This window comes from Pleomorphomonas sp. T1.2MG-36 (assembly GCF_950100655.1).
Taxonomy (GTDB): Bacteria; Pseudomonadota; Alphaproteobacteria; order Rhizobiales; family Pleomorphomonadaceae; genus Pleomorphomonas.
Window position 1 is genome coordinate 22,441 of the sequence record NZ_CATNLY010000012.1, and the last position, 25,965, is coordinate 48,405.

Consider the following 25,965-nt stretch of genomic DNA (forward strand, 5'->3'; position numbering starts at 1 on the left):
GTTGGAGCGCAGCGCTGCGCTGCAACCCTGGCCGTCGCCGAGACCGGGGTAGCAAGGTGCAAGGGCTGCCGGGCCGGAGGGGGATCACCCGGCCTGCACGGAACGAAGTGAAGGAAGGCCGGGGACACCGGCCCGGACGAGCACCAGCGATCCCTTGCATCGCGCGGGGGCGGAGCCCTTAGCCAAACCCGCCCGGCAAGAGTGCAGGCGGATGCCGATCGCCAGACCAGATCAAAATGCGCAATGTCGCAATGCCGGAAAGCAGTAAATCCTGATCCCGCTAGGACCGGGGGCGCCGCCGCGATTGTGCATGAAGCCACGGAGCGACCATCCGCCCGTCGCGATCCGCACGTTCGACGACGATCTCCTTGGAGAGACGATCATCGATAGCAGCGAGAGCGACCTCCTCGGCGTCAATCAGCTTTCGACGCTGAATCGGATCGTGTTCCCAGCGCGGGGCCTCCTTGCATGCCATCACGCTGGCGCGCTCGACCAAGACCTTCGGATGGTTGAAAAGCCAGTGCAGAAACGAGATGGCATCCGGCGCCTTGCGCCAGAGATCGGCGAAGTGATCAAGGTACTCGTGCGCCGTCTCGGCCTCGGCGAGGTTTGAGCCGTGCCAGATGGCGAGCGCCATCGGATCGGGATTGCCGCATAGCATCTCCGCGACATAGACATTCGCAGCGAAGCCTCGGCGCAGGCTGGTCGCGGCAGCAATCCGGTCTCCCTTCAACAGGTGAAGCAGCCCCGCCTCATAGTGATAGGGAGGATAGCTTCCGGCTTCGTCGCGGAAAATTGAAGCGGCCTTGGCGTAATCGCCAGTTCGCAGATACTCCGATCCGATGATGAAGCGCAGGCCCTGATTGTCGTTCGGGTTCCAGCGCAGGACCTTCTCCATCATCGCCAAGGCTTCCCGGTGCTGGCCGAGTCGTAGGTGGCAGAGAAGCGCGCCCTGCGCGGCCCGCAGGAACGGCCGGTTTTCAAGAAAGCCCCATTCGATGACGCCTGAGAATCCGGCCGGGATGGCACGCTCACCGACCTCGTAGCCGCGTCGGCAGGCCTGCAACGCTAGCTTCGGCTTTCCCTGGTCCATCAGCGCAAATCCTAGATGTGCGTGACCGTCGATGAATTCCGGTCGGCGTTCGACTAGAGATTTCAAGCTCGAAACGTATTTTGTTTCACTCAGGCGTCCACTATTGCGTGCATCCATTGCCGCGTCGAACTCATCGACGATCTCATCGTATCGGTCGCCATGATGGAAGACGCCGCCGTCTTCCAGAATTTCAAACGAGATGGTTTCGGCGGCGTCCATTGCTCGGTCCTTCGTCTGTTCAATACATCTTCAGGAAGAAGACTGTATCATCTGTTGTTTCTCGCCCTATTTATCATGAAGACGGCGGGTGCCAGAACTAGAAGCAGACCGAAGCCCCGCCTGAGAGCGGGGCTTCGGAGGTGCTCGGCCTCAGTCGCCGTTGCGGCGGGACCAGATGAGGTTGTGAGCTTCGCCGCCCTCGTCCTCGACCAGGCTGGCGTAGATTGGGGCCGGGAAGCTCGGATCGTCCAGTTTGACCGAGAGATAGTCGCGGCCGGTCTCGCGGGCAGTCTTTTTCCAGGCCGCGCCGAACTCGACCGAGGGGCCGGCGATGATGCGGAAGTCGGGGCCGCGCTCGCTTTCGCCATCGGTGGGGACGAACTTGGCCTTGACGTTGAGGGTCAGGGTCTTGACCGCGCCGGTGAAGCCCGCGCCGTTGTCGTTCTTGGTGAAGGTGCCAATGGTCGCCATTGTCGTGTCTCCGTTCTTCGGGCCGCGCCTATCGCGACCTCGATGGTGGTCGTGCGACCGGGGACGATCGGCCCCGCACCCGGAGGGCTGAAACGCAGTGGAAGGCGGCCGGCGACGGCTTTTTTGCCTCGCGATGCAAAGCCGAAGGCGGCGGAAAAAAGCTGGCGACGGACGTTGCGGGAAGACGATCGAGGCGTAGCCGGTCTTCGGTCAGACCCAATCCATTCGAGGACGCCGTGGGCGCGGCTCGGCAGAACGATAGAGATATGATGATGCGAGCAGTTGCCTATCACTGGATGAGACCGGCCAGCCGGATCGCTGTCATGGCTGGCCCTTTCCCGAGACGGCTGGCTGTCCCGACCGAGATGGTGAAAGTTGCGGCCACGGCTCGCGGACTGGTTCCGGCGTAGCCGAGTACTCACTCGGCCTGAAAGGCAGTGACCGTGGAGTTCTCCCGGAACAACATCCGTGTTGCGACTGGCCACCAAACGATGCGAACCTCTTCAAAGAAGAAGATGCGAAATGCGACTCATTTGAGGAGAGAACAATTGCAAACGGGTCGAAACGATACAAAGTCCGCATCTCGCAATGAAGAAGAGGTATTTGAAGAGATCGCCGCTCTATGCGCGTCAGACGGGTACATTCATGCGATAGCATATTTTTGTTTTCGGGATAACATAATTAGGTTCGGCGAAAATCTAACCACGAAAGACATGGACCATCACTATGAGGGATCCAGCCTTATCCGAAGCGAAATATCGACATTAATTGGCTTGATGGCTCGCGCACCGATAGGTCTAAAGTTACCAGATCCACAAATCATGCAGACCTACGTTGATCGCACAGATTCATTGATGAGCGAACTTCATCACGCGATGGCAACGAATGCCTTTTTGGGAGGAAAGGATTGGGCTGCACTTCTCACGGAGGGGAGAGATCCATTCGATGACGGGGCTGCGATGCGCGAACCCATCTTTTATGGAGGCGAGGCTGCATACAACTTCCAATACGAAGCCATAACAGCTCTGAAATACCGTTCTGATGATCATTGGCTTGCGGACGCGCGTGGCTTCAGTATTGCCGATGCTCTAGCTGTTACAAAGGCGATCGGCGAAGGGCACATTTCCAAGCTTGTTTCAATTCGCGAAGAGATGCGCGCAAAAAGTCCAGATGAGTGGACCTTTCTGCCTGCTTTCATGTTCACTGCGAAGGAGGTTGCTGACAGATCGGGTCTGGAGGCGACAACTATCGACACGGTCCTCCGTGCCTTTCAGTTTGAAGATCACGAGCGAAACTCCTCTTTTACTGGCATTAGCGAATTCAACGAAACGAATGCGCGGCCAATCCTGCGCCTTGCCGATGGCTCTTATGTCTTACTTCAGCACTACCAGCTTCAAGAATCTCTGTACGAGTCACCATTTTTTTGGATGATGGCGGACGATAACTATCGTTCTACTGCTACTGCACATCGGGGGGACTTCACAGAGGCGTATACGAGCGATCGGCTCCGATCGGCTTTCGGCGAAGCTCGCGTTCTGCGAAACATCGACATCTATCGTGGCAAGAATCGATATGCTGAAGCCGACGCATTAGTCCTGTTCGGCAATCACGCAATCGTCGTGCAAGCTAAGTCTAAGCGCTTGACGCTTGAAGCGCGTAAAGGCAATGACCGCGCACTGCGGGATGACTTCAAGAAGGCTGTCGAGAACGCATACGATCAGGCGTTACTTTGTGCAGAAGCACTGCAAAATCCAAGTGCATTCACATTTCGAGACCCGACCAAAGCAGAAGTAAAAATCAAGAATTCCATTTCTGTTATTTTTCCAGTGTGTGTTTTGGCCGACCACTACCCCGCCTTGAGCTTTCAATGCCGCCAATTCCTAAAGGTTCGTGCCACAGCTTCCGTGAGGCCGCCGTTAGTGACGGACGTTTTCACTCTGGACGTCATCGCGGAATTTCTCAATTCTCCACTACAATTCTTGAACTACCTCGATTTGCGAGCTCAGGCGTACGACAAACTTCTCATCACCAATGAGCTGATCCCTTTTTCATATCATCTTCGAAACAATCTCTGGCTCGACCCCAAGTACGACATGGTCAACCTTGGAGAGGATTTCACGGCACATGTCGATGTTGCAATGGCAGTGAGGCGACAAGGCGTATCCGGAAACCCTGAAGTGAAGGGGTGCTGACACGGTATCGCGGAACGCGTACTGGTGCGATTCTTGACCAAATTCAACAAGCAACGATCCCAGAACTAACTGAGCTGGGTCTTTGGATACTGCAGCTTTCGAGCGCAACAGCAGATGGGCTGTCGCGGGCACTCGAAAGCCAAATTCGAGCAGCGGTGAAGGACCACACAACCAAAGATCTCACATTCCCCTTTGAGGGGCAGTCTGCCGGATTGAAAATTCATCTCAGTGCACTGCCGGATGAAATTGCGCGGGGAAAAATTCTCCAGCACTGCCAATTAAAAAAGTACGACCTCAAAGCTGATCGTTGGTACGGTCTCGTCCTTCGCCCTGACGACCTCCAAATTAGGCATGCGATTGGCTTGGTTGCCCCCTGGAAGCAAGATCACGCCATGGACAGAGTTCTTGCGACACTGCCGCGACGTGCGCCTGTTCCGCTTGAGATCATGGGACGGACGGCTAAAAAGGTCGGACGAAACGAACCCTGCCCTTGCGGCAGCGGACTGAAGTACAAGAAATGCTGTTTGCATCGCTAATACCAAAGGTTGCTACGAGCACCCTTGATGTAACAGGAAGGCCGGGACCGCTCGCGCGATCCCGGCTCGTCCTCATTCGGCAGCTTGCGCGAAGGGTTCCGCTTCCGACACCGCATCGCGCGATGCGGGCCGTGCGGCGCGCAACACGGACGGCAGCCAGCCGGTCCCTGCGAGAAGTTGTTCGGCAGCCTGCGCCATCTCCGGCTTCTTCAAACCCACGATCCGCTCGGCGGCTCCATCACCGACACCTTCCCGCACGGCTGCGAGAATGTATGCCTTGGTGACGCGACCGAGATAGGTCTGAACGGTCGGGGTCCAGTGTACCACCATGTCCAGCGTCACCGCACTCGCCAGTTTTTCCGCCGTCGCACGGGCATTGGGCTTCTGCTCCCACGGTATCCTCACCGCATTGACGGTCTGGGCGGCGCAATGGGCAAGCAAGGCCAACACGCTCGCATGGTCCAGACCGCCGACGAAATCCCACAGATCCGCCACATCGCGCGGCATGTCCAATGCCCATCCGGCATGACGATCCGCCAGTGCCTTCGCAGCAGGCGTGTCTTCGATCCCGTCCGCGTGAGAGGCGAGCATGGCGCTGGTCAACCGGATTTCGAGGCACGACGCTTCCCCGCCGTGATAGAAGGTCTGCGCCGCCAGTGCATGAACCACGGCGACAAGCGCCATGTCCGGCTGCTCGCCGAGGGCGAGACGCAGACCCAGGGTACGATGGGCGGTCAGGTCGCGGATGAGAAGGTCCGATATCGGCTTCCCCGCATCCTCGGCCTCCTCGTCGTCCGGCTGTGGTTCAGCATCCTCGCCGCTTCCCTCGTCCCCGACGATTTCGCTATCCCCCGTGATGGTGGCCCCCTCCACCTCCTCCGGTCTCGGGGCCTCGTCTTCGGCGCGGATGAAGCCGCGTTCGATACGGGCCGTGCCGTCGTGGTTCAGAATGACGAACACGCCACCGCGCGCGATCTCATCGGTGTCATAGGCGTGGCGCTTGGCGTCGATCCGTTCGATCTCCGCTTCAAGCTCACCGAACCGCCGATCCACCTCATCCGGCAGTTCCTCGTAACCTTCGTACTCCGACGACAGGCGGTCGTACTCCTGCTGCGCCGCGCCATGGGCCGCAACGTCTTCCTCCGACAGGTCGACCGGATGCGGATAGGACCGTCGCATCCCGTGCGCGTGGGGGAAGTCGATATGAACGGAAGCCCACTTCCATCCTTCGGCTGCCTGTACTCGCGCCGCGATGCCTTCCAGCTTGTCGATGACCAGCCTGTCCAGCAGCGTGGCGTCTTCGAAATAGCCGCCCCGGTCCTCGGTGAAGAGGTCGCGGATGATGGTGCCACCCGCCTCCGCATAAGCGTCCGCCCCGACGAAGATTGCCCGCCGGTCGGTCGCCGCGACATTCATTCTGGTCAGGTCCCGCCGGATGGCCGAAGGGTCGCGGTTCCACGACAGGTTCTCGTAGACCCGCTCCTGCCGGTCATGATCCTCGGTGATGGCGAAGGCCATCAACTGGTCCAGCGACAAGCCGCCCTCCCGATAGACCTGCATCAGCTTGGGGCTGACCGCACCGAGGCGAAGCCGCTGTCTGACGACATGAGCGGTCACGCCGAACCGGGCGGCGATTTCCTCCGCGCCCCATCCGCGATTTTCTGCCAACTCGCGGAAGCGCTCGAACTGGTCGGCGGGGTGCATCGCCTCGCGGGTGACGTTCTCATCGAGGCTGATCTCTGTCGCATCGTTCTCGGTATCCAGAACGCAGCGGATCGGTTCGGACTTCTTAATTTGCTTGCGCTTCACGCGCAGCATCTGCGCTAGCCTGCGGCCTTCGCCGATGGTGACGAAATAGAAGCCAGTCAGTTCGCCGTCCGTGTTCGTTTCCGGCTCCACCACCAGATTTTGCAGCATCCCCTTGGCGGCGATGCTGGCCGCCAGCGCCTCGACATGGGCCTCGCTGTGCGGGGTCTTGCGGGCGTTGCGGGGCGATTTCTTCAGCTTGTTCAATGGCACGAACAGCACCGCGCCATTCTCGGTGGCGGAAGTTTCGAGAACCGTGGCGATGGTTTCGACTGTGTTGGTCATGGTCTTGATCCTTTGGCTTGGGTTGGAGCGCAGCGCTGCGCTGCAACCCTGGCCGTCGCCGAGACCGGGGGGTGCAAGGTGCAAGGGCGGTCGGGACGGGGGGGGATCACCCGGCCTGCACAAGCGGATCGAACCTATGGGCGAGTCTGAAACAGGCATCCGCGCGGAAGGCCGGGGAAACCGTCCCGGCCGAGCGTCAGCGATCCCTTGCACCGCGCCAGGGGGCAGCGCCCCCAAGCAACCCGACCGGCACGAGCGAAAGCGAGCGCCGGGAAGAATGACCGGATCAGGATGTACAAAGCCGTATAACCTGAAAGCCGAGCATACTGATCGCTGTCTTTCCTCATGAGCACGACGAAGCGCCCCGCCCGAAGGCGGGGCGCCGATGCGATCGTCAGTCGGTGACGATCCTGCCGGATTGGCGAGCGTGCTGAGTGTACCAGCTCAAGGGATGCTCGGCCCTGAAGTGGAGGTCACGCTCGACCGGAAGCCTGAGCCGTCCGCGCACCGTGCGGATTTCGGCAAGGCTGACATAGCCGAGTTCGGGTTCGCCAAGTCCGAGATCGCAGAGGCCGAACAGACGATCGGGGTCTTCGGGATCGGCTTCGGTGAGAAGCCAGGTGGCGCCGGCGTCCGGTGTGAAGAGCTTGACGACGGGGCGCGGATCGATGTCCTCGCCGGCGGCGCTGCGAGCGCCATTGGCGAGAAGCCGGGCATAGAGTTCGTCGGTGATGAGCGCTGCGGCCATGTCGGCCTCCATTCGAAGTCACCCTCCGATCGAGGGCGAGGAGGCGTTCGGCCGGCGCAATTGAGCGGCGCGGTCAGGCCCTACTCGGTCTGGTGCGGGCCGGGCTTGACCGCGCCGCGGCGGCGGCCAGCGTTACCGGAACTCGTCGAGAGGGAAATATCGAAGGCCACAGGCACAGTGCACTCAGGAAAGGACGCAACGGGCATTGGGGAGCAAGGGGCGTAACATCGCCCGCGATTACCTTCCGATTCTCGCGCGATGGCCGCCGTTTCCCGCACGCCGACGCCTGATGCCTTCAACGCACGAGCAACATGCATCACCTTGGTCGCAGTCATTCCACAGCGATCGAAGGCGATCGACATGCAACGCAAACAATCCACTGCCCACGAAGATCAGGAGCAGGAAGTCGAGACCAGGCGGCACTCCACTGATGGACCAGCGGAGAGTACCCTCAAGCGGTTTCAACCATCCGCCGAATTGTTCAAGCGCGTGATCCGTCGTCCAGAGCTTCGCAGGATCGTGCCACTCGCCGACACGACGATCTACGAGATGGAACAGCGCGGCGAGTTCCCGAAGCGCTTCTTTCTGACGCCGCGTTGCGTGGTGTGGGATCTATCCGAGGTTGAGATCTGGCTCGACGAACGACGCCGTGCATCGGAAGCAGACTCTTTGCGTAGAGCACCAGCGCCGGACGTTCGTCAGCGGCGGACGAGGCCGGTCAAGACGTCGATACAACGGAAATAGGCGGTTTCCCTGCTTACTCAACTTTTATTTGTCCGGTAATATATATTCGCCACTAAATGGATGAAGCACGCTATGGTTTCATTTCCGGTGTCTCCCACATGCGGAGCGACTGATATTAGTGCCGTTGCCAGATACGTAACAAGCAAACGTATCTTGGTGTTTGCAGGCGCGGGCATTTCACGAAATTCAGGCCTTCCTATAGCAAACGATCTTCGAGATAAAATCTTCGAAGCACTTAAAATACCAGCAGGAACAAGGAAATTATTAGTCAGTACCCCTTTGCCATTTGAGTTAATTATCGAGACAATAGCTCAGTGCTCTAACCCCGTTCCGCTTTACCAGATATTTCAAGCTGGCCTTCCCTGCCTATTTCACAACCTAACCGCACAGTTGGCACGGTCTGGAGATCTGGTGGGTATCGTTACGACGAACTTCGATAGTCTATTTGAAGAAGCGCTTCTTTCCGCCTCAGTGCCCTTTGAACGAATTTGGCAGGAAGATAAATTCTCGTCTTGGAAAGCCAGGGCGCACCCCTTACCTCTGCTTAAGATTCACGGAAGTGCGCACGACGAAACAAGCCTCGGCATCACGATTCGCCGGGTAGCGAGTCAGCGCGGCGTGGCGGCTCGCGAATCTGCACTCCAGCAAGCCTTCATGTTCACGAGTGCCGATGTTATCTTGGTTGTTGGCTATAGTGGCTCAGACCGCTTTGACATAAACCCCATCCTGTCTAGGATTGCTTCATCAGCACCGCCAATAGTTCTTGTTGCACATCAAAGTGGTGCCGGTAGCAGCGCAACTATTGAGACACTTCTTGGAAACACTTCTGCTGGACCGTTTAGCTTATTCGACGGTATCCGAATCACATGCGACACGAGTGTTCTTGTAGCGCAGATTGCAGCCCCATATAGGTCACTGCCATTGCCTCCGCACACCAGCAACTGGTGCGAGCACGTCATAGAATGGTTTCGGGAGAGCACTGAAACGCACGGTGCTTCTTTTCGAGCATATATGATTGGGGCACTCTTGCGTGCAGCCGCAAGACCTCATGATGCCAGATATTGGTTCAGGAAAGCTACGAAATTACCAGCAGGCCAACAGCTCAAAATTGACATTCTACTATCTTTGGCGCGGTGCGTTCGCGATATTGGCAAGGATTTGAATGCCGCCCGTGGCGCCGCGTCCAACGCCCTTAGGCTGTCCAACACCACAAAAAACATACGAGGCACAATTTCTTCATTAATAGAACTAGGCGTCATATCAGCCGATGAGCGGAAATTTGTAAGTGCACTCAGGTACTATCTCCGTGCTGAAAAATTGGCCAAGAAGTACCATGAGGCCGAAAAGAGAGGAATTGCCCTCGGTAATGCCGCCATCGTTCGAAAAAATATCGGCGGAACCCGACGCCTGCGTCGCGCACTACGTGACTATGCTGTCGCATTGGATATTGCGCGCGATCTTGGTGACAAGCGAAGCGAAGGCCGAACACTTGGAAATATCGGCATCGCATATTCAATTCTAGGCAACCCCGACCAAGCTATCTCCCAATTCAGACTGGCGGGCGACGTCGCAAAAGAACTCGGCGACGTCTACCATGAAGCAATTTGGCTGGTTGGTGAAGCCCACGATACATTCCCAACGAATGCCGCTCGCGCGATAGAACTCACGTTACAGGCGCGGAGCATGTTTTCTCCACTAAGCGCTGCGCGCGTGAAAGATTGTGACGAACACCTAAGGCGATTCGGCTATCACTCTTAGTTGGCGATCCGGAATCACCAACAAAGCAACTGCAAAGAGGAATTACCGGCAGCTTATCCCGCTTAGCTTCACCCCTTTGACAGTTCTCAGATGGGCCTGTCCGCGCCTCGTCAGCCTTCCTCTCGACCGCCCACAAACACCACCAACGGTGGCAATAGTGTCGGCACCCGCTTCTGGCCGTTCACCCAGGCATCGATCATGTCGGCCCATTGCTGCAGCATGTGTCGGCGCTGCGGTTCGTATTCCGCCTTGTTGTAGACGCCACGTGACGAGCGCCCGTCCTCGTGGGCGAGGCATTTCTCGATCCAGTCGCTGTTGAAGCCCATCTCGTTCAGCAGCGTCGAGCCGGTCCGACGCAGGTCATGAACCGTGAACGGCTCCAGCGGCAGCCCCTCCTTCTTCGCCCGCGCCACGACGGCCGTTGTCACGCGATTGAAGGTCGCGCGCGACATAGGAGCGTCGGCGTCATAGCGGGACGGCAGCAGGAAGCGCGAATTGCCGGCGCAGGTCTTCAGGGCGATGAGGATATCGAGCGACTGTTGCGAGAGGTAGACGTTGTGGGCCTTCGACCGCTTCATGCGCTCCTTCGGAATGGTCCAGACGGCGTTCTCGAAATCGACCTCGTCCCAGACCGCGTCCTGCAGCTCGCTCTTGCGCACCATGGTGAGCAGGATCAGACGCAAGCCAAGACGGATCGTCGGCAGGGTCGGCACGTGTTCGATCTGCTGCAGCATGATCTTGATCTCGGCCGGCGACAGCGCCCGGTCCTTCGGCTGGAAAGTCGCGATCGAGGCCGGCCCGACCTCGTCGGCCGGGTTCGGCACCTTCTCGCCATGCAGGATGGCGAAGGCGAAGATCTGTTTGACGATGTCGCGGGCGTGGATGGCGGTCGCGGGGGCGCCGCGCTCTTTCACCTTGGCGCAGAGCTGGCGCAGATCGTCCGGCGTCACCTCGGTCAGAAGGCGGTTCTTCCAGGCGGGGAGAATGTCGCGATCGAGGATCGCCTTGCGCATCGAGCGGGTGCTTTCCGCCATGCGCGCTTCCTTGATCCATAAGGCGCTTACCGCGCCGAAGCTGCGCTCCATGGCCTTGCGCCGTTTGTCGCGCTGTTTCTCGTGCGCGGGAGAAAGCCCCTCCGCCACGTGCTTGCGGGCCGCGATGCAGCGCTCGCGGGCTTCGGCGAGCGTGAGGCCATCGGGGCCATAGCGACCGATCGTCAGCGTCTCCCGGCGACCGTTCAAACGGTAGTCGTACCGGAAGGTGATTTGGCCTGTCGTGGCGACGGAAACGTACATACCGTCACGGTCGGCCACCTTGTATAATTTATCTTTTGGTTTCAGCCTCTTGATGGCCATGTCGGTGAGCATGGGGACGGCCTCGTTGACGATCCAAAGTGCCTTTCGAGCCCCAATTTTACCGTCAAATCCGATACCGTCAATTGACGAGAATAATCGTTATAAAACAGCGTACTAACTCGGTTTTCCGTGAACTGCTTCAGTTTTCGGCCTGACGGTAGGGCAAAAATCCGGCTGACGGCGAAAAAAGCATACCGTCGCGCACACCGTCAGAGCCCATCGCTTCAAGGCGATAGGCCCCGATAGTGGACACTTGACTTTTTGTTTGATTTCAGTTAGTTATGATGATGTTGCGATAGTTCGCGAAACGCCGCGAACCACATCATTTCATTCCCACTCGATGGTTCCCGGCGGCTTGCTGGTCACGTCGTAGACGACGCGATTGACGCCCTTCACCTCGTTGATGATGCGGGTGGCCGTGCGACCGAGAAAGCCCATGTCGAAAGGGAAGAAGTCGGCGGTCATGCCGTCGACCGATGTGACGGCGCGCAGCGCCAGCACGCGGTCATAGGTGCGGCCGTCGCCCATCACGCCCACGGTCTGCACCGGCAACAGCACCGAGAAGGCCTGCCAGATCTTGTCGTAGAGGCCGGCCTTGCGGATCTCCTCCAGATAGATGGCGTCGGCTTTCCTGAGGATGTCCAGCTTTTCACGCGTCACGCCGTTCGGCAGGCGGATGGCAAGGCCGGGACCGGGGAAGGGATGACGACCGATGAAGCTCTCTGGCAGGCCGAGCTCGCGGCCGAGCGCACGTACCTCGTCCTTGAACAGTTCGCGCAGCGGCTCCACCAGCTTCATGTTCATGCGCGCCGGCAAACCACCGACGTTGTGGTGGCTCTTGATGGTGACGGAAGGGCCGCCGGAGAAGCTGACGCTCTCGATCACGTCGGGATACAGCGTGCCCTGGGCCAGGAAGGTCGGCGCGCCGCGACCGTCGGCGGCGATCTTCTTCGCTTCGGCCTCGAACACCTCGATGAACAGGCGGCCGATGGTCTTGCGCTTCTTCTCCGGATCGGTCTCGCCTTCGAGCTGGCCGATGAAAAGGTCCGACGCATCAACATGAACGAGCGGGATGTTGTAGTGATCCCTGAACATACCGACCACCTGCTCGCTCTCGCCCTGGCGCATCAGGCCATGATCGACGTAGACACAGGTGAGCTGGTCGCCGATCGCCTCATGGATCAGCACGGCCGCCACCGAGCTGTCGACGCCACCGGACAGAGCGCACAGCACACGCCCCTTGCCGACCTGCGCGCGGATCTTGGCGATCATCTCGGCGCGATAGGCCGACATGCTCCAGTCGGATTTGAGGCCGACGATGCGATGGACGAAGTTGGCGAGGAGCTTGGCACCATCGGGCGTGTGAACCACCTCGGGATGGAACATGGTGGTGTAGTAATGCCGCCGCTCGTCAACGGCGATGGCAAAAGGCGCATTCTCCGAGATGCCGATCACCTCGAAGCCTTCCGGCGCCTGCGTCACCCGGTCGCCATGGCTCATCCACACCGGATAGCGCTTGCCAACCTCCCACAACCCCTCGAACAGCGGCGACGACTTGAGGATTTCCACGTCGGCGCGGCCGAATTCGGCAGCATGTCCGCCCTCGACGCTGCCGCCAAGCTGGACAGCCATGGTCTGCTGACCGTAGCAGATGGCAAGAATGGGGACGCCGCTGTCGAAGACCGCCTGCGGCGCGCGCGGGCTGCCCTCGCGGGTCACCGAGTCAGGGCCACCGGAGAAGATCACGCCCTTGGGCCGCAGCTTCTCGAAGGCCGCCGCTGCCGACTGATAGGGATGGATTTCGCAGTAAACGCCGGCTTCTCGCACCCGGCGGGCGATGAGCTGCGTCACCTGACTGCCGAAATCGATGATCAGCAGGCTTTCGTGGGCGGGCTTGTCCATGGAGGAACTCTTTCCGGTAAGGGGCCAGAAGGATCAAGCGGTTCCGCTAAGCCGAATCCGCTCGCCGGGCAAGCGGAAAGTCGCGGATATCGGCGGCTTCCGCCCGATGTCCAAGGTCGTTCGGCCGTCGGCCGCGCGTCCAGGCGCCGCCACGGGCCGTCGTTTCAAAGCGAGGGACACGACTTTTCCACAGATTGCCCACAGGAAGTGGACAAAGGGCACACAGGTTTCAAAGGAGAGATCGCACAGCTTTCCGGCGGCTGAACCCACAGATTCTGCCCAACCTTCCCACAGCCCATCCACAATCAGGCGACACGGTTTTCCCCAACCGTGAGGCCGGGCCAGGCGGCGGCTCCGACTCGTGTCAGATCGTCGGTGGCGAACGCGGCGAAGCGCATGCCGCGGATCGCGCCACCGGGAACGTCGACCAAGAGGTTGCCGGTAACGATCGTAGCCTGCTCGGACGCCAGCACCGATACGCCGATACCCGTTCCGGCCCGCCGAATGACATTGCCCGAGGCGACGACATTGCCGAGCATCGCCCCCCAGCCGAGCGAAAGGCCGAGATGCGGCGCGGCCTCGACGACGTTGCCCGTCACCGAGCCGTGCGTCTCGACATGGATTCCGACGCCTCCCGCCCGCCTGCCGGCCGCCGCGACAACGGACGCCTCGACGACGTTGCGAACGACGTTTCCCTCGACAAGCGACAGACGGTCGTCGCCGCCGGCGAGCAGCGCGATGCCGAGCGCCGCGCCGTCGATCGCGTTGTTGCTTACGGACGCCCCGGCCGAAGCGGCATCGGCCACGATAGCCGCTCCCTCGATGGCGTGGAGATCGTTGCCGGAGATCCGAACGGCGCCGGCCGAGGACAGGCGGATACCGGCTTGGCCAACGTCCTGGATATGATTGTCTCGCACCGCCGAGCCATCGTCTCCAACCATCCACCGACGCAGATGGATGCCGCCGCCAACGCAGTCGCTCACCGTGTTGCCGGCGATCGTCATGGCGTTGCCTTCCGTCGACATGATGCCGACTCCGGCAGAACCGGAAACGCGACAATCTCGAAGGCTGCCGCCCGTACGCGTCATCGATACGCCATGCCCGACGCTGCCCTGGACGACAAGGCGGGCAAGGTCGGCATCCTCGACGAAAGCCAGCGACAGGAGGCCGTCGTCCTCATCGGACAACATGCGATTGGCCCCGTCGAGGACCAGCCCTTCGAGCGAGAGCGTTCGCGCCTGTTCCGAGTAGAGGAATCGGCCTCCGCCCGAGTAGACGAGACGCGTTTCTCCGGGCACGCCGACGAGGCGGGCGCGGTCCGGCAGGCGAATGTTTGAGACTTCGTATCGACCGGCAGGAATGCGGAGCGGGCGGCCGGCAGAGGCGGCGCGATTGATGGCAGCCTGCAGCTCAATGCTGCGGTCCCCCGTCCGCCGGGTGACCGGACGCGTTTCGGGTACGGCAAGGCTGCCGCGTAGCTCCGGCAGATCGATGCCGAGCGTGCCGGAACGGGCCACCGCCGGCAGGGCAAGGCTCGTGATCGTCCCGAACAGGAACGCGCGGCGGTTCATGAGGGCCTCCGGCGGACAAACATGCCATCCGCCGAGCAAGCTCCGTTCCAAGTCGCCTCGACACGCCCGCGGCCGTCCGGCGCCGAGGAGACGCAAGACGTTGGCGGAGATCCGCACCGTGGTGCTGGTATCGGTGATGAATGGACCGCCAAGCCTCGTCAAGTCGAGCGCCGCCGTCACCAGCGGGACCGCGTTCGGGACGGATCACTGGTGATGGCCTACAGGACACAAGGCCGTGCCGGTCATCGCGAATCCTTGATTTCCGGCCTTCTTGCTTTTGACGTCCCAAGCCCCCATCCTCTAGTCACTATAGGAGCAGGCGCAAAATGACGGATATGCCGATCGGTGAAATCTCCCGGCGCAGCCAGGTGAAGGTGCCCACCATTCGCTATTACGAACAGATCGGCCTGCTACCGACACCGCCGCGCAGTGAGGGAAACCGCCGCCTATACGGTGCGCGCGACCTGAGGCGCCTTTCCTTCATCCGCCATGCCCGCGACCTCGGCTTCGAGATAGACGCCATCAGGACCCTGCTGACCTTGCAGGACAACCCAACCCAACCTTGCGCGGAAGCCGACGGCATTGCCCGTCAGAAGCTCGCCGAGGTCAATGCCCGCATAGAGAGCCTGATGGCTCTGAAGGAAGAACTGGAAGCGATGGTTGGCGGTTGTGGGCATCGCTGCGTCGGCGAATGCCGAGTGATCGAAGTGTTGGCCAATCACGACAACTGCCTGCACGCCGAGCACTGAGCGCATCGCGGGCCATTTCCTGGCGGAAGGGCTTGCCGAAACATCACCATCCTGCGAAACCGCTATATAATAAGCACTAGAGACGTTTCCGCTGGGAGCAGACAATGACCTCGCCCATCATCACCGTTACGCTCAATCCGGCGATCGACCTCACGGTCACGCTCGATGATCTGACGCCCGGCAAGGTTCACCGCGCCCGCGCGGCGCAGTCCAATGTCGGCGGCAAGGGCATCAACGTCGCCGGCTGCATTGCCGACTGGGGGATTCCCGTCGTGGCAACCGGTGTGCTCGGTCGCGGCAACGACGCCACGTTCACGGACTTCTTCAAGGACAAGGGCATTCAGGACCGCTTCGTTCGTACGGCCGGAGACACCCGCACCAACATCAAGATCGCCGACGTCGTGACCGGAACCACGACGGACATCAACCTTCCCGGCCTTACCTTCGACGACGAGACCTACGACATGGTGCTCGACGTGCTGCGACGCGAGGTGGTCGAAAGCGCCTTGGTGGTACTCGCCGGTTCGCTGCCGCTCGGCCAGCCGGCCAGTGTTTGGGCGAGACTTACTGCCGATCTCTGCCTTCTCCGTTGCCGCGTCATGCTCGATACCTCCGGCGCGTCGCTTGCCGCGTCCCTCGCGGCGCCGCGCGAAAACCTGCCGTTTGCCGTCAAGCCCAACCGGGTGGAACTGGAATCCTGGGCCGGACGGCCGCTCGTGGAAGTGGCCGATATTGTTGCCGCCGCCCGTGACGTCCAGGCCCTCGGCATCGAACTCGTGGTCGTCTCGCGCGGTGAACAGGGCGCCATCTTCTTGCGGGGAAACACGGCGTTGTCGGCCCGCTTGCCAGTGGTCAACGCGCTGTCGACGGTAGGTGCCGGCGACGCCATGGTGGCAGGCATCGCATCCTCGCTTGCCGACAACCTTGGCCTCGAGGCGCTGGCCCGCCGCGCCGTAGCCTTCGCCACCGCCAAACTCGGACGAATCGGCCCACATCTCCCCTCGCCGGATGACGTCCGTCAGTTGGCTCGCCGGGTCGACGTGGCCGTGCTTGCCAGCTGATCTCCGGGGCAGTATTTTGCCCATGGAGGAAAGCACGAATATTCAGCTGAACTATCAATTGCGTTCACGATTTTTTGGCGCAACCGGCGGCCTTGACCGAACTCGCCTCTGGTAAATTGTGCTAAAGTCGTAGATATGAGCCAGTCTGTTTCGCCAGTCGCACGCGATAGGCGGAAAGGGCTCGGGACCACAGAATTCGCGAAGGAGTTCCCTTATGGCGCTGGTTTCACTGCGGCAGTTGCTCGATCATGCCGCCGAACATGGCTATGGCATGCCGGCCTTCAACATCAACAACATGGAGCAGATGCTGTCCGTCATGGCTGCGGCCAAGGAGACTGACAGTCCGGTGATCATGCAGGCCAGCCGCGGCGCCCGCGCGTTCGCCAACGACATCGTTCTCAGCCACCTGATCAAGGCTGCCATCGAGCTCTATCCCGATGTGCCGGTGTGCATGCATCAGGACCACGGCAACTCGGAAGCCACCTGCCTTTCGGCCATCACCAACGGCTTCTCGTCGGTCATGATGGACGGCTCGCTCAAGGCCGACGGCAAGACCCCCGCCGACTTCGACTACAACGCCAATGTCACCGGCCGCGTCGCCGAGCTCAGCCACATGGTTGGCGCCTCGACGGAAGGTGAGCTGGGCGTTCTCGGCTCGCTCGAGACCGGCATGGGCGACAAGGAAGACGGCCACGGTGCCGAAGGCGTGCTCAGCAAGGATCAGCTCCTGACCGATCCCGACGAAGCCGTGAAGTTCGTCAAGCGCACCAAGGTCGACGCCCTGGCCATCGCCATGGGTACCAGCCACGGCGCCTACAAGTTCTCCCGCAAGCCGACGGGCGACGTGCTTGCCATCTACCGCATCAAGGAAATCCACGAGCGCATGCCGAACGTGCACCTTGTCATGCACGGCTCGTCGTCGGTTCCGCAGGACCTTCTCGACATCATCAACGCCTATGGTGGCCAGATGCCCCAGACCTTCGGCGTTCCGGTCGAGGAAATCGTCAACGGCATCAAGCACGGCGTGCGCAAGGTGAACATCGACACCGACTGCCGCATGGCCATCACCGGCGCCATCCGCAAGTTCTTCGCGGAGAAGCCCGCCGAATTCGATCCGCGCTCCTTCATGAAGCCGGCCATGGCCGCCATGCAGAAGGTCTGCAAGCAGCGTTACGAGGAATTCGGCGCCGCCGGTCACGGTTCGAAGATCAAGGCGATCCCGCTCGCCGACATGGCCAAGCGCTATGCCTCGGGCGAACTGGATCCCAAGATCGCCTGAGCGGACAACATTCGAGATTGAGGAACGGGGCGCTTCGGCGCCCCGTTTGCATTACAGGATCCGCTGCTGCCTTATGCCACCGGATCGAGTGCCGGGTCACGGATCAGGAAACGAACGATGCCGTGTTCGGTATCGGCTGCCGCGATCCGCACACCGACCTTGCGGTGCCCCGTGCCAACGCTGATGCGCCCACAGACGCCGATCAGACAGGTGAAGTCTTCCTCGACGTCAGCCTCGCCTTCCACGGACAGGCTTCCGTCGCTCCGAAAACCCGCCTTGACGCGACAGACGACTGGAATGGGCGGCCTGCCCTCAAATTCTAGAAGGGTGGTAAACCCTTGATTCGACGATACAACCACAACTCGTTCCTCCCTCGTGAGAATGGAGGGCACGAGGCGTAACGCTCGTGCAAAAATGGCTCAAAATTGAGACTTATTATGGAAACACCGGTATATTTGCTTATATCCCATCATTTGAAAAGTACAATTTTTGATGGGAATAACCTGCCCACGATTGTACCCATGCAGTGAGAGGCTTGCGGTCATTTGGCGGATTCATGCTCCGTCCCAAGACCTTGAAAGCAGACTGCCGCTAAAGGCGAATGTCGCGTCGCGGTTCGGGAGCGGCGCTTGCGTCGGCGCCTTCGGCGGGAGATAAATGGGCCGTTCCATACTGGGAGGCCGATGATGACCGTTGCCGTGGGATCCCCTGCTCCAGAATTCACCCTGGCGACCGACCAGGGCGAGATTTCTCTTGCCGCGCTCAAGGGACGCCCGGCAGTCGTCTATTTCTATCCCAAAGACGACACGTCGGGCTGTACGCGCGAGGCGATCGGCTTCTCCTGCCTCGCCGATGAGTTCGCCAAAGCCGGCGCGACGGTGATTGGAATCTCGCCGGACACGGTGGAAAAGCATGGCAAGTTCCGCGCCAAGCACAAGCTATCGGTGGCGCTCGGTTCGGACCCCGAGCACCAGGTTGCCGAGCTTTATGGGGCTTGGGGCGAAAAGTCGCTCTACGGCAAGAAGTATTTTGGAATCATCCGCTCGACCTTCCTGGTCGATGCCAATGGGACCGTGGCGAAAGTCTGGCCCAAGGTGAAGGTCGAAGGTCACGCCGAAGAGGTCCTGGCGGCGGTCATGGCACTGTAGCCTGCCCCAACTGCCACCAGCGGCGCATCGCGCTTCAAGCCTTCATTAACCCTAACGGTTTCTAATCGCTCCAACGGGGTTCCGCCCGCCGCACGCGGCGGTGCGGTCGGGACCTGCCTGGAGCGTTGCGTTGATGAGACCACAAGCCGCAGATCGATACCGTAGCCAGACCTCGGCGAGACGCATCGTCATCATCAGCCGGGACAACACACGCACCTATACCTTCAGCCCACTGGCCCTGTTCGGCGGCCTTACCCTGTTCCTGGCGGTATCGCTCGGGTTCCTGGCTGCGACCACCTATCTGGTGTTTCGCGACGACCTGTTCGATCTCGTGCGCGAGCGCAACGCCGACATGCAGCAGGCCTATGAGGACCGCATCGCCCGCCTGCGCTCCGAGATCGACCGGATTTCCAGCCGGCAGATTCTCGACAGTGTGGCGATGGACGAGAAGGTCGAGAAGATCATGTCGGCCCAGCAGGGAATCGCCGACCGTCAGCGGGCAGTCGGCGAGCTGATCGACAAGGCGCGAAGCATCGGCCTCATAGACAACAGCAACGCAGCGGTACCCGCCGACAGGCGGGCGGCGCTCGATCCGGCCGACGTGACGGGATCCGTAAACGCCTACGCCGACTCCGGTCGGGCAAGCCTGATCGACCGTCAGTTCGACGCGTTGACGGCGGCCGGCGGGGCCCCTGCCGCGCCCAAGGCCGACCTGCGCACGGCCGATGGCAAGCCCGACTTCAAGGCGATTTCCAAGCACCTCGCCGCTGTCGATGCCGACCAGGCGAAAGCCGTGGAGGCGATTGCCGAGGCTGCCAACTCCCGCGTCGACGCGGCGGTCGAGATCATTGCCGATGCCGGACTGCGCGTGAACGTGCCGGAAGCGCCGGCAGACTCCGAGGATGCGGTTGGTGGCCCCTATATCCCCATCGTCGGCGCCCAGGCGCTCACGGCGGCGATGCAGGAGGCCGATCAGGCCTTCGGCCGCATCGCGCTCGTGAAGGCCGCCGCGGCCCGTCTGCCACTCATCCGCCCCCTGCCCGGCGGTGACATGACCTCGAACTTCGGATCGCGCCGCGACCCGTTCCTCGGTTCGCTGGCGTTCCATGCCGGCATCGACTTCCGGTCGCCCACCGGCACCGACATCAAGCCGACGGCGCCGGGCGTCGTCACGGTGGCCGGCTGGTCCGGCGGCTATGGCAACCTCGTCGAGGTCGATCACGGCAACGGCGTCACCACGCGCTACGGGCACATGTCGCGCATCGTTGCCCGTGTGGGCGACCGCGTGACGCGGGATACCGTCATCGGAGAAGTCGGCTCCACCGGACGCTCCACCGGGCCGCATCTCCATTACGAAACGCGCACCAACGGCTCACCGCTCAATCCCGTCAACTACATCAATGCCGGCAACAAGCTGGCCAGCCTTCTGCCCTGACGGCATTGAAAGTCACCCGGACATGAAAAAGGCGGGGCGCTTCTCGGCACCCCGCCTTTTCTATTTTCGATGCGTCACTATCAGTCGATGTCCGAAATCTCGGCCGGCTGCTTGCCGAAGGCGCGCTGGGCCAGAGCGGCTTCCATGAAGCCGTCGAGATCGCCGTTGAGCACGTCGGACGGCGAGGTGCTCTCGACACCGGTCCGGAGATCCTTGACCAACTGGTAGGGCTGCAAGACATACGAGCGAATCTGATGCCCCCAGCCGATGTCGGTCTTGCCGGCGTTCTCGGCGTTGGCCTTTTCCTCGCGCTTCTTCAGCTCCGCTTCGTAGAGGCGCGCGCGCAGCATGTTCCAGGCGGTCGCACGATTCTTGTGCTGCGAACGCTCGGCCTGGCAGGACACCACGATGCCCGAGGGATAGTGGGTGATGCGCACCGCCGAGTCGGTAGTGTTGATGTGCTGGCCACCAGCGCCCTGTGCGCGGTAGGTATCGATGCGACAGTCGCTTTCGTTGATCTCGATCTCGATCTTGTCGTCGATCACGGGATAGACCCAGACCGAGGAGAACGACGTGTGCCGGCGCGCCTGGCTGTCGAACGGCGAGATGCGGACGAGGCGATGCACGCCCGACTCGGTCTTCATCCAGCCATAGGCGTTGTGGCCCTTCACGAGCACCGTGGCGCTCTTGATGCCAGCCTCTTCGCCGTCGTGGACTTCCAGAATCTCGACCTTGTAACCGCGCTTTTCCGCCCAGCGCGTGTACATGCGCAGGAGCATGTTGGTCCAGTCCTGGCTCTCCGTACCACCGGCGCCCGAGTTCACCTCGATGTAGGTGTCGTTGGCGTCGGCCTCGCCGGACAGCATGGACTCCACCTGCTGGCGGGCGATCTCGTCCTTGAGACCGCGCAGCGTGTTCTCGGCATCGGCGACGACGGTGGCGTCATCCTCCATCTCGCCGAGCTCGATCAGCTCGATGCTGTCCTTGAGATCGCGGTCCAGCTTGAGATAGCCGTTGATTCGACTCTCAAGATCGGTTCGCTCGCGCATGATCTTCTGCGCGCGTTCGGGATCGTTCCAGAGGGTTGGATCTTCGACGAAACCGTTCAGTTCGGCCATGCGCTGCTGGGAGGCATCCCAGTCAAAGATGCCTCCTCAGCAGGGCCATACCCTGCTTGATCTCGTCGACGATGGCCTCGATTTCGGCTCGCATGTGTGAGCTCCGGTCAGGAGGTTGAGTGGGCACCGAAGCGAAAGGCATCGGTGGCGCCCGTCGTCGAGCACGGGCGCGGCGGACCATAGGAATGGATACCGCCGATGTAAACTGCCTTTTCCGCCTCAGGCGCCAGCGGCCTCCGGCCTTGGCTTCCGCGTTCCGAGCCAACACCGCTTGGCGCCGGAAGCCGTGGGAGGCGACTTCGAGCGATCACACCCACAGATGAGGCGCCGAGATGCGGTGGTCAATAGAGACCGCCGGTACCGGTCACCGCCGCCTTGTCGGCTTCGGGGTTGACCTCGGTCGGCACGCCCCAGGCCATGCCGTCGCCACCGATGACCGAGTAGACGTCGGACGGGCCGGTGCCGGGCTTGAAGGCTTCGATGATCGCGCTCTCGCCCTCGTAGGCGCGCATGCCTGTCTTGCGATCGATCGGGATCAGCACCATGCCCTCGGGCACCTTGAACTCCTGCGGCGGCTGACCGGCCAGAGCCTGGGCCATGAAGTCGCGGAAGACGGGTGCGGCCATGGTGCCGCCGGTCGCGCCGTGGCCCATCGGCTTCGGTGTGTCGAAGCCGAGGAAGATGCCGACGGTCAGCTCGGGGGTGAAGCCCACGAACCAGGCGTCCTTCTCATCGTTGGTGGTACCAGTCTTGCCGGCGATCGGACGATTGAGGCTCTTGACCACGGTGGCAGTGCCGCGCTGGACGACGCCTTCCATCATGGACGTGATCTGGTAGGCCGTCATCGGGTCGAGCACCTGTTCGCGCTCGTCGACCAGCTGCGGCTCGTCCTGCCCCTTCCAGTCCCCGGCATTGCATCCCTCGCAGACGCGCTGGTCGTGCCGATAGATGGTCCGGCCGAAACGGTCCTGAACGCGGTCGATCAGGGTCGGCTGCACGCGGCGCCCGCCGTTGGCGATGATGGCGTAGGCATTGACGAGCCGCATCACCGTCGTCTCGCCGGCGCCAAGCGACATGGCGAGGACCGGTTGCATGTTGTCGTAGATGCCGAAACGCTTGGCATATTCGGCGACGAGCGGCATGCCCATGTCCTGGGCGAGGCGGACGGTCATCAGGTTGCGCGACTTCTCGATGCCGGTCCTGAGCGTCGAAGGACCGGCGTAGCCGCCGCCATAGTTCTGCGGCCGCCACATGCCGAGGCCCGGCCCCTGATCGATCTCGATCGGCCCGTCCATGATGACCGACGCCGGCGTGTAGCCATTGTCGAGAGCGGCCGAATAGACGAAAGGCTTGAAGGACGAGCCGGGCTGGCGCATGGCCTGCGTCGCCCGATTGAACTCGCTTTCGGCGAAGGAGAAGCCACCGACCAGGGCGCGGACGCGACCGGTGGTCGAGTCCATGGCCACCAGGGCGCCGGAAATGCCCGGGAACTGACGGAGGCGATAGGCTTCCAGCGTGCCGATGGCATTGCCGGTCTTCTCGACGTAGATGACGTCGCCAACCGACAGCACATCCGATGCGGCCTTGATCGCCGCGCCGCGCTTGGGGCCGCTCTCCCATTTCGCCCATTTCAACTGATCGAGCGGGATGACGCCCTCGACGCGCTCGTCATTCACCTTTCCAGTCGGTCCCTTGGAAGGCTGCAGGCCGATTCGGGCGGCGTCGCCGTCGAAGCCGAGCACGACGGCGAGGTTCCATTCGGGCACGTCGGAGAGTGCCGCCTCGGCGGCCAGTGGAATGCCCCAGTCGCCGGAGATGTCGATCTGCTTCTTGGCGCCGCGCCAACCGTGCGCTTCGTCATAGCGCAACAGCGCCCGCTGAAGCACGCCACGAGCGATCACCTGCATATTCGGGTCGAGCGTCGTGCGGACGGAGAGGCCGCCTTCGTAAAGCCCCTTCTCGCCATACATGGCGAGCAAAGAGCGGCGCACCTCCTCGATGAAGTAGTCTGAGGCGAAGACCTTGGCCGACTGGTTGCGCTCGGCGATGACCAGCGGCGCCTTGAGCGCAGCCTCCCCCTCCTCGCGCGTCGCATAGCCGTTTTCCATCATCTGCTGGATGACGTAGTTACGGCGTTCGACGGCAGCCTGACGATTGCGATAGGGATTGTAGTTTTCCGGCGCCTTGGGCAGCGCGGCCAGGAAGGCGACCTCTTCGAGTTTCAGATCGGCGAGGGGCTTGTCGAAATAGGCCAGCGAGGCGGCGGCAACGCCGTAGGAACGGAAGCCGAGATAGATCTCGTTGAGATAGAGCTCGAGGATCTGATCCTTGGTGTAGGTCTGCTCGATCTTCAAGGTCAGCATCGCTTCGCGGATCTTGCGATCGATGGTGCGCTCGTTGGTCAGCAGGAAAACCTTGGCGACCTGCTGCGTGATCGTCGAGGCGCCGACCATGCGCTTGTTGGAGCCTGACACAAGGGTGTCGAGGTTCTTGACCGCCGCGCCGGCGAGGCTGATGAGATCGATGCCCGGATGGGTGTAGAAGCCCTTGTCCTCGGCCGAGATGAAGGCCTGCTTGACCCGGTCGGGAATCATCTGGATCGGCATGAACAAACGACGTTCATGGGCGTATTCGGACGCAAGCTCGCCGTCGGCAGCGTGAACGCGCGTCACCACAGGCGGCTGGTAATTGCGCAACTGGTTGGTGTCGGGCAGATCGGAGCTGAGGGAATGGATATAGACGGCGACACCGCCGGCCGCCACCAGGAACAGCAACGCCGCGATCGAGAAGACCCAGCCGAAGAATCTTACGAAGACCATATTCCGTCCATCAATCCCGTCGACACCGGCCGCGCCAGCGTATGTGTCCGTCGCGGCGGCGTGGCAAAGTCCGGCTCGCCGGATGCTCATGCGTCGGCTTTTGGGCCAGCCGATACCTCAAAACGCCGCAAATTGCGAATGTTTCCGTGAGCGCGGACGTTCGCCGCTCTTTGTGGCGAAGGCGGGGCCGTGGCGTTGCCCGCAGGCAACAGTCGGTCGGCTTCGGCTATTTGCCGAGGTAGGCATATTTCTGGCCGAAGAAACGCAGTACGGCCTGCGTGACGGCGTCGGCGACCCGAGACCGCCACTCGTCAGACGTGAGCAACTTCTCATCCTGATCGTTGGAGAGATAGCCGATTTCCACCAGGACCGAGGGCACGTCATGGGCCTTCAGCACCTGGAATCCGGCGGAGCGGCGCGGATTCTTGATCATCCGGGTCGCGGAGGCGAGATCGCCGATGAGTCCGTTGGCGAAGGCGGCCGAGAAATTTCTCGTTTCCCGCCGGGTAAGGTCGACCAGAATATCGGTCACGTCGTCGGCCTCCTGCTGAAGGTCGAGGCCGGCGATCAGGTCGGACGCGTTTTCCTTGGCCGCGAGCGCAGCGGCCTCGCGGTCCGAGGCCTTGTCGGACAGCGTATAGACGGTGGCGCCGCGCACCGAGCCCTCGTGCTCGGAGTCGGCGTGGATGGAAAGGAAGAGATCGGCGGCATGATCGCGCGCGAACTGGACGCGGGAGCCGAGCGGCAGAAACGTATCGTCGGTACGGCTCAAAAGAACCGCGACCTTGCCGGTCTGCTCGAGGCGCTCCTGCAGCTTCTTGGCAAAGGCCAGGACGATATCCTTCTCAAGCACGCCCGAGGCGGAAACGGTGCCGGCATCGACGCCGCCGTGGCCCGCATCGATGACGATCAGCGGCTTCTCACGCTTGCTGCGATCGGGAGGCGGCAACTGATCGGCCTTCTGGACCGGCTGGTTGGCCTCGTCGCGAGCAAGCTGGCTCTTCCTCTGCTCCTCCTCGAAGGCGGCGGAGGTCGTCTTGAGCAGGTCGAGAACCATGCGGGCCGGCTGATTTTCCACGGCCGGCAGCACGAAGGCCTTGTCGATCTTCACCGGACCGGTGACATCCAGCACGATGCGCGACCGACCGGCCGCGAACTGTCCGTAGCGCCAGTCGCTTACGAGACCTCGCCCCGTGCTGCCGGTGCCGGACGGCAGACGGAAGTCGATCTCGGGCAGGTCGATGACGACACGATAGGGCTCGTCCAGGGTGAAGGCGCTGAGATCGACTTCCCCCGAAAGATCGAGCACGAAACGGGTGCGGCTCTCGTCGCCGACGACGCGGCCGTCCGTCGCCACCGGCGGATCGCTGGCAAACGCACCCGCCGTCAGGCAGGCAAGCGCCATTGCCGCCAGCATGACGGTGCGGAGAAAGACTGCGAAGCGGTTTGCAACGGTCGTCAAATGATCGCTCCCACGATCCCATGGGCGGCCCAAACTGCCACAGACGGACGAGATGGCAACTCCCCTCTCCGCACGGACGCTTCTTCCGTGGATCGGAGGCAGTGATCCTCCAGTACCTAGACCAATTTGGTTAACCATTTTGTAAGTCCGGGCGCTCGGATCGGCAAACACTTCACATTGCGAGGAATTGATTGGCGGCCTATTTGATCGCCTT

At 61.4% G+C, this 25,965-nt stretch carries 20 protein-coding genes; 9 read left to right on the forward strand and 11 right to left on the reverse strand.

All coding sequences use genetic code 11. The features are described 5' to 3' along the window. Positions 1–280: 280 nt before the first annotated feature. Together QQZ18_RS07130 and QQZ18_RS07135 are read right to left on the reverse strand one after the other, a co-directional pair. Positions 281–1,312, reverse strand: a complete 1,032-nt coding sequence (locus tag QQZ18_RS07130) for a tetratricopeptide repeat protein (protein ID WP_284539505.1) — start codon at positions 1,310–1,312, stop codon at positions 281–283. A gap of 150 nt (positions 1,313–1,462) precedes the next feature. Next, entirely contained in the window at positions 1,463–1,783 is a 321-nt protein-coding gene (locus tag QQZ18_RS07135) for a DUF736 domain-containing protein (RefSeq protein WP_284539507.1), read from the reverse strand. 821 nt (positions 1,784–2,604) lie between these two features. On the opposite strand from QQZ18_RS07135, the gene QQZ18_RS07140 reads away from it, so the two are divergent. Both QQZ18_RS07140 and QQZ18_RS07145 read left to right on the forward strand, forming a co-directional pair. Further along, on the forward strand, positions 2,605–3,975 hold the full coding sequence (locus QQZ18_RS07140; RefSeq protein ID WP_284539509.1) for a nuclease-related domain-containing protein: 1,371 nt from the start codon (positions 2,605–2,607) through the stop codon (positions 3,973–3,975). Then, positions 3,969–4,511, forward strand: a complete 543-nt coding sequence (locus tag QQZ18_RS07145) for a YecA family protein (RefSeq protein ID WP_284539511.1) — start codon at positions 3,969–3,971, stop codon at positions 4,509–4,511. Before QQZ18_RS07140 ends, QQZ18_RS07145 begins: the two co-directional genes overlap by 7 nt. Positions 4,512–4,583: 72 nt before the next feature. Here the strand turns inward: QQZ18_RS07145 and QQZ18_RS07150 are convergent, their stop codons facing one another. Then, positions 4,584–6,602: a ParB/RepB/Spo0J family partition protein gene (locus QQZ18_RS07150; protein ID WP_284539513.1), complete on the reverse strand. Its 2,019-nt coding sequence runs from the start codon at positions 6,600–6,602 to the stop codon at positions 4,584–4,586. Between the two features lie 394 nt (positions 6,603–6,996). Then, positions 6,997–7,350 (reverse strand): DUF2958 domain-containing protein, encoded by a 354-nt coding sequence (locus QQZ18_RS07155; protein ID WP_284539515.1) that lies wholly within the window; start codon positions 7,348–7,350, stop codon positions 6,997–6,999. Between the two features lie 258 nt (positions 7,351–7,608). Between QQZ18_RS07155 and QQZ18_RS23780 the strand changes: the two genes are divergently transcribed. Both QQZ18_RS23780 and QQZ18_RS07165 read left to right on the forward strand, forming a co-directional pair. Then, positions 7,609–8,094 (forward strand): helix-turn-helix transcriptional regulator, encoded by a 486-nt coding sequence (locus QQZ18_RS23780; RefSeq protein WP_446728618.1) that lies wholly within the window; start codon positions 7,609–7,611, stop codon positions 8,092–8,094. 156 nt (positions 8,095–8,250) lie between these two features. Next, positions 8,251–9,852: an SIR2 family protein gene (locus tag QQZ18_RS07165; RefSeq protein ID WP_284541002.1), complete on the forward strand. Its 1,602-nt coding sequence runs from the start codon at positions 8,251–8,253 to the stop codon at positions 9,850–9,852. A gap of 110 nt (positions 9,853–9,962) precedes the next feature. Here QQZ18_RS07165 and QQZ18_RS07170 read toward each other — a convergent pair whose 3' ends face one another. The 3 genes from QQZ18_RS07170 to QQZ18_RS07180 form a co-directional block, all read right to left on the reverse strand. Further along, positions 9,963–11,219: a tyrosine-type recombinase/integrase gene (locus QQZ18_RS07170; protein ID WP_284539517.1), complete on the reverse strand. Its 1,257-nt coding sequence runs from the start codon at positions 11,217–11,219 to the stop codon at positions 9,963–9,965. A gap of 315 nt (positions 11,220–11,534) precedes the next feature. Continuing rightward, entirely contained in the window at positions 11,535–13,109 is a 1,575-nt protein-coding gene (guaA, locus tag QQZ18_RS07175; protein WP_284539519.1) for a glutamine-hydrolyzing GMP synthase, read from the reverse strand. A 305-nt stretch (positions 13,110–13,414) separates the two neighbouring features. Beyond that, entirely contained in the window at positions 13,415–14,680 is a 1,266-nt protein-coding gene (locus tag QQZ18_RS07180; protein ID WP_284539521.1) for a TIGR03808 family TAT-translocated repetitive protein, read from the reverse strand. Positions 14,681–15,006: 326 nt separating this feature from the next. On the opposite strand from QQZ18_RS07180, the gene QQZ18_RS07185 reads away from it, so the two are divergent. The 3 genes from QQZ18_RS07185 (at position 15,007) to fba (ending at position 17,769) form a co-directional block, all read left to right on the forward strand. Next, on the forward strand, positions 15,007–15,429 hold the full coding sequence (locus QQZ18_RS07185; RefSeq protein ID WP_284539522.1) for a MerR family transcriptional regulator: 423 nt from the start codon (positions 15,007–15,009) through the stop codon (positions 15,427–15,429). 104 nt (positions 15,430–15,533) lie between these two features. Further along, positions 15,534–16,490, forward strand: coding sequence for a 1-phosphofructokinase (pfkB, locus tag QQZ18_RS07190; RefSeq protein ID WP_284539524.1), 957 nt, complete (start codon positions 15,534–15,536; stop codon positions 16,488–16,490). Between the two features lie 214 nt (positions 16,491–16,704). Beyond that, positions 16,705–17,769, forward strand: coding sequence for a class II fructose-bisphosphate aldolase (fba, locus tag QQZ18_RS07195; protein ID WP_284539526.1), 1,065 nt, complete (start codon positions 16,705–16,707; stop codon positions 17,767–17,769). 71 nt (positions 17,770–17,840) lie between these two features. Here the strand turns inward: fba and QQZ18_RS07200 are convergent, their stop codons facing one another. After that, a complete protein-coding gene (locus QQZ18_RS07200) occupies positions 17,841–18,014 on the reverse strand; it encodes a hypothetical protein (RefSeq protein ID WP_284539528.1) in 174 nt (57 codons plus the stop codon). 438 nt (positions 18,015–18,452) lie between these two features. Here QQZ18_RS07200 and bcp point away from each other — a divergent pair, with 438 nt between their 5' ends. After that, complete coding sequence (bcp, locus tag QQZ18_RS07205; protein WP_284539531.1) at positions 18,453–18,917, forward strand: thioredoxin-dependent thiol peroxidase; 465 nt, start codon at positions 18,453–18,455, stop codon at positions 18,915–18,917. A 133-nt stretch (positions 18,918–19,050) separates the two neighbouring features. Next, positions 19,051–20,352 carry a peptidoglycan DD-metalloendopeptidase family protein gene (locus QQZ18_RS07210; protein ID WP_284539549.1) on the forward strand — a complete coding sequence of 434 codons (1,302 nt, stop codon included), beginning with the start codon at positions 19,051–19,053 and terminating at the stop codon, positions 20,350–20,352. An 80-nt stretch (positions 20,353–20,432) separates the two neighbouring features. On the opposite strand, the gene prfB is transcribed toward QQZ18_RS07210, so the two are convergent. From prfB to QQZ18_RS07225, 3 genes are all read right to left on the reverse strand, one after another. Further along, a protein-coding gene (gene prfB / locus QQZ18_RS07215; protein ID WP_284539551.1) for a peptide chain release factor 2 occupies positions 20,433–21,564 on the reverse strand; the annotation gives its coding sequence in 2 pieces (ribosomal slippage) (positions 20,433–21,494 and positions 21,496–21,564; 1,131 coding nt in all). Positions 21,565–21,811: 247 nt separating this feature from the next. After that, positions 21,812–24,289 carry a penicillin-binding protein 1A gene (locus tag QQZ18_RS07220; protein ID WP_284539553.1) on the reverse strand — a complete coding sequence of 826 codons (2,478 nt, stop codon included), beginning with the start codon at positions 24,287–24,289 and terminating at the stop codon, positions 21,812–21,814. A 226-nt stretch (positions 24,290–24,515) separates the two neighbouring features. After that, positions 24,516–25,751: an N-acetylmuramoyl-L-alanine amidase gene (locus tag QQZ18_RS07225; protein WP_284539555.1), complete on the reverse strand. Its 1,236-nt coding sequence runs from the start codon at positions 25,749–25,751 to the stop codon at positions 24,516–24,518. Between the last annotated feature and the right edge of the window lie 214 nt (positions 25,752–25,965).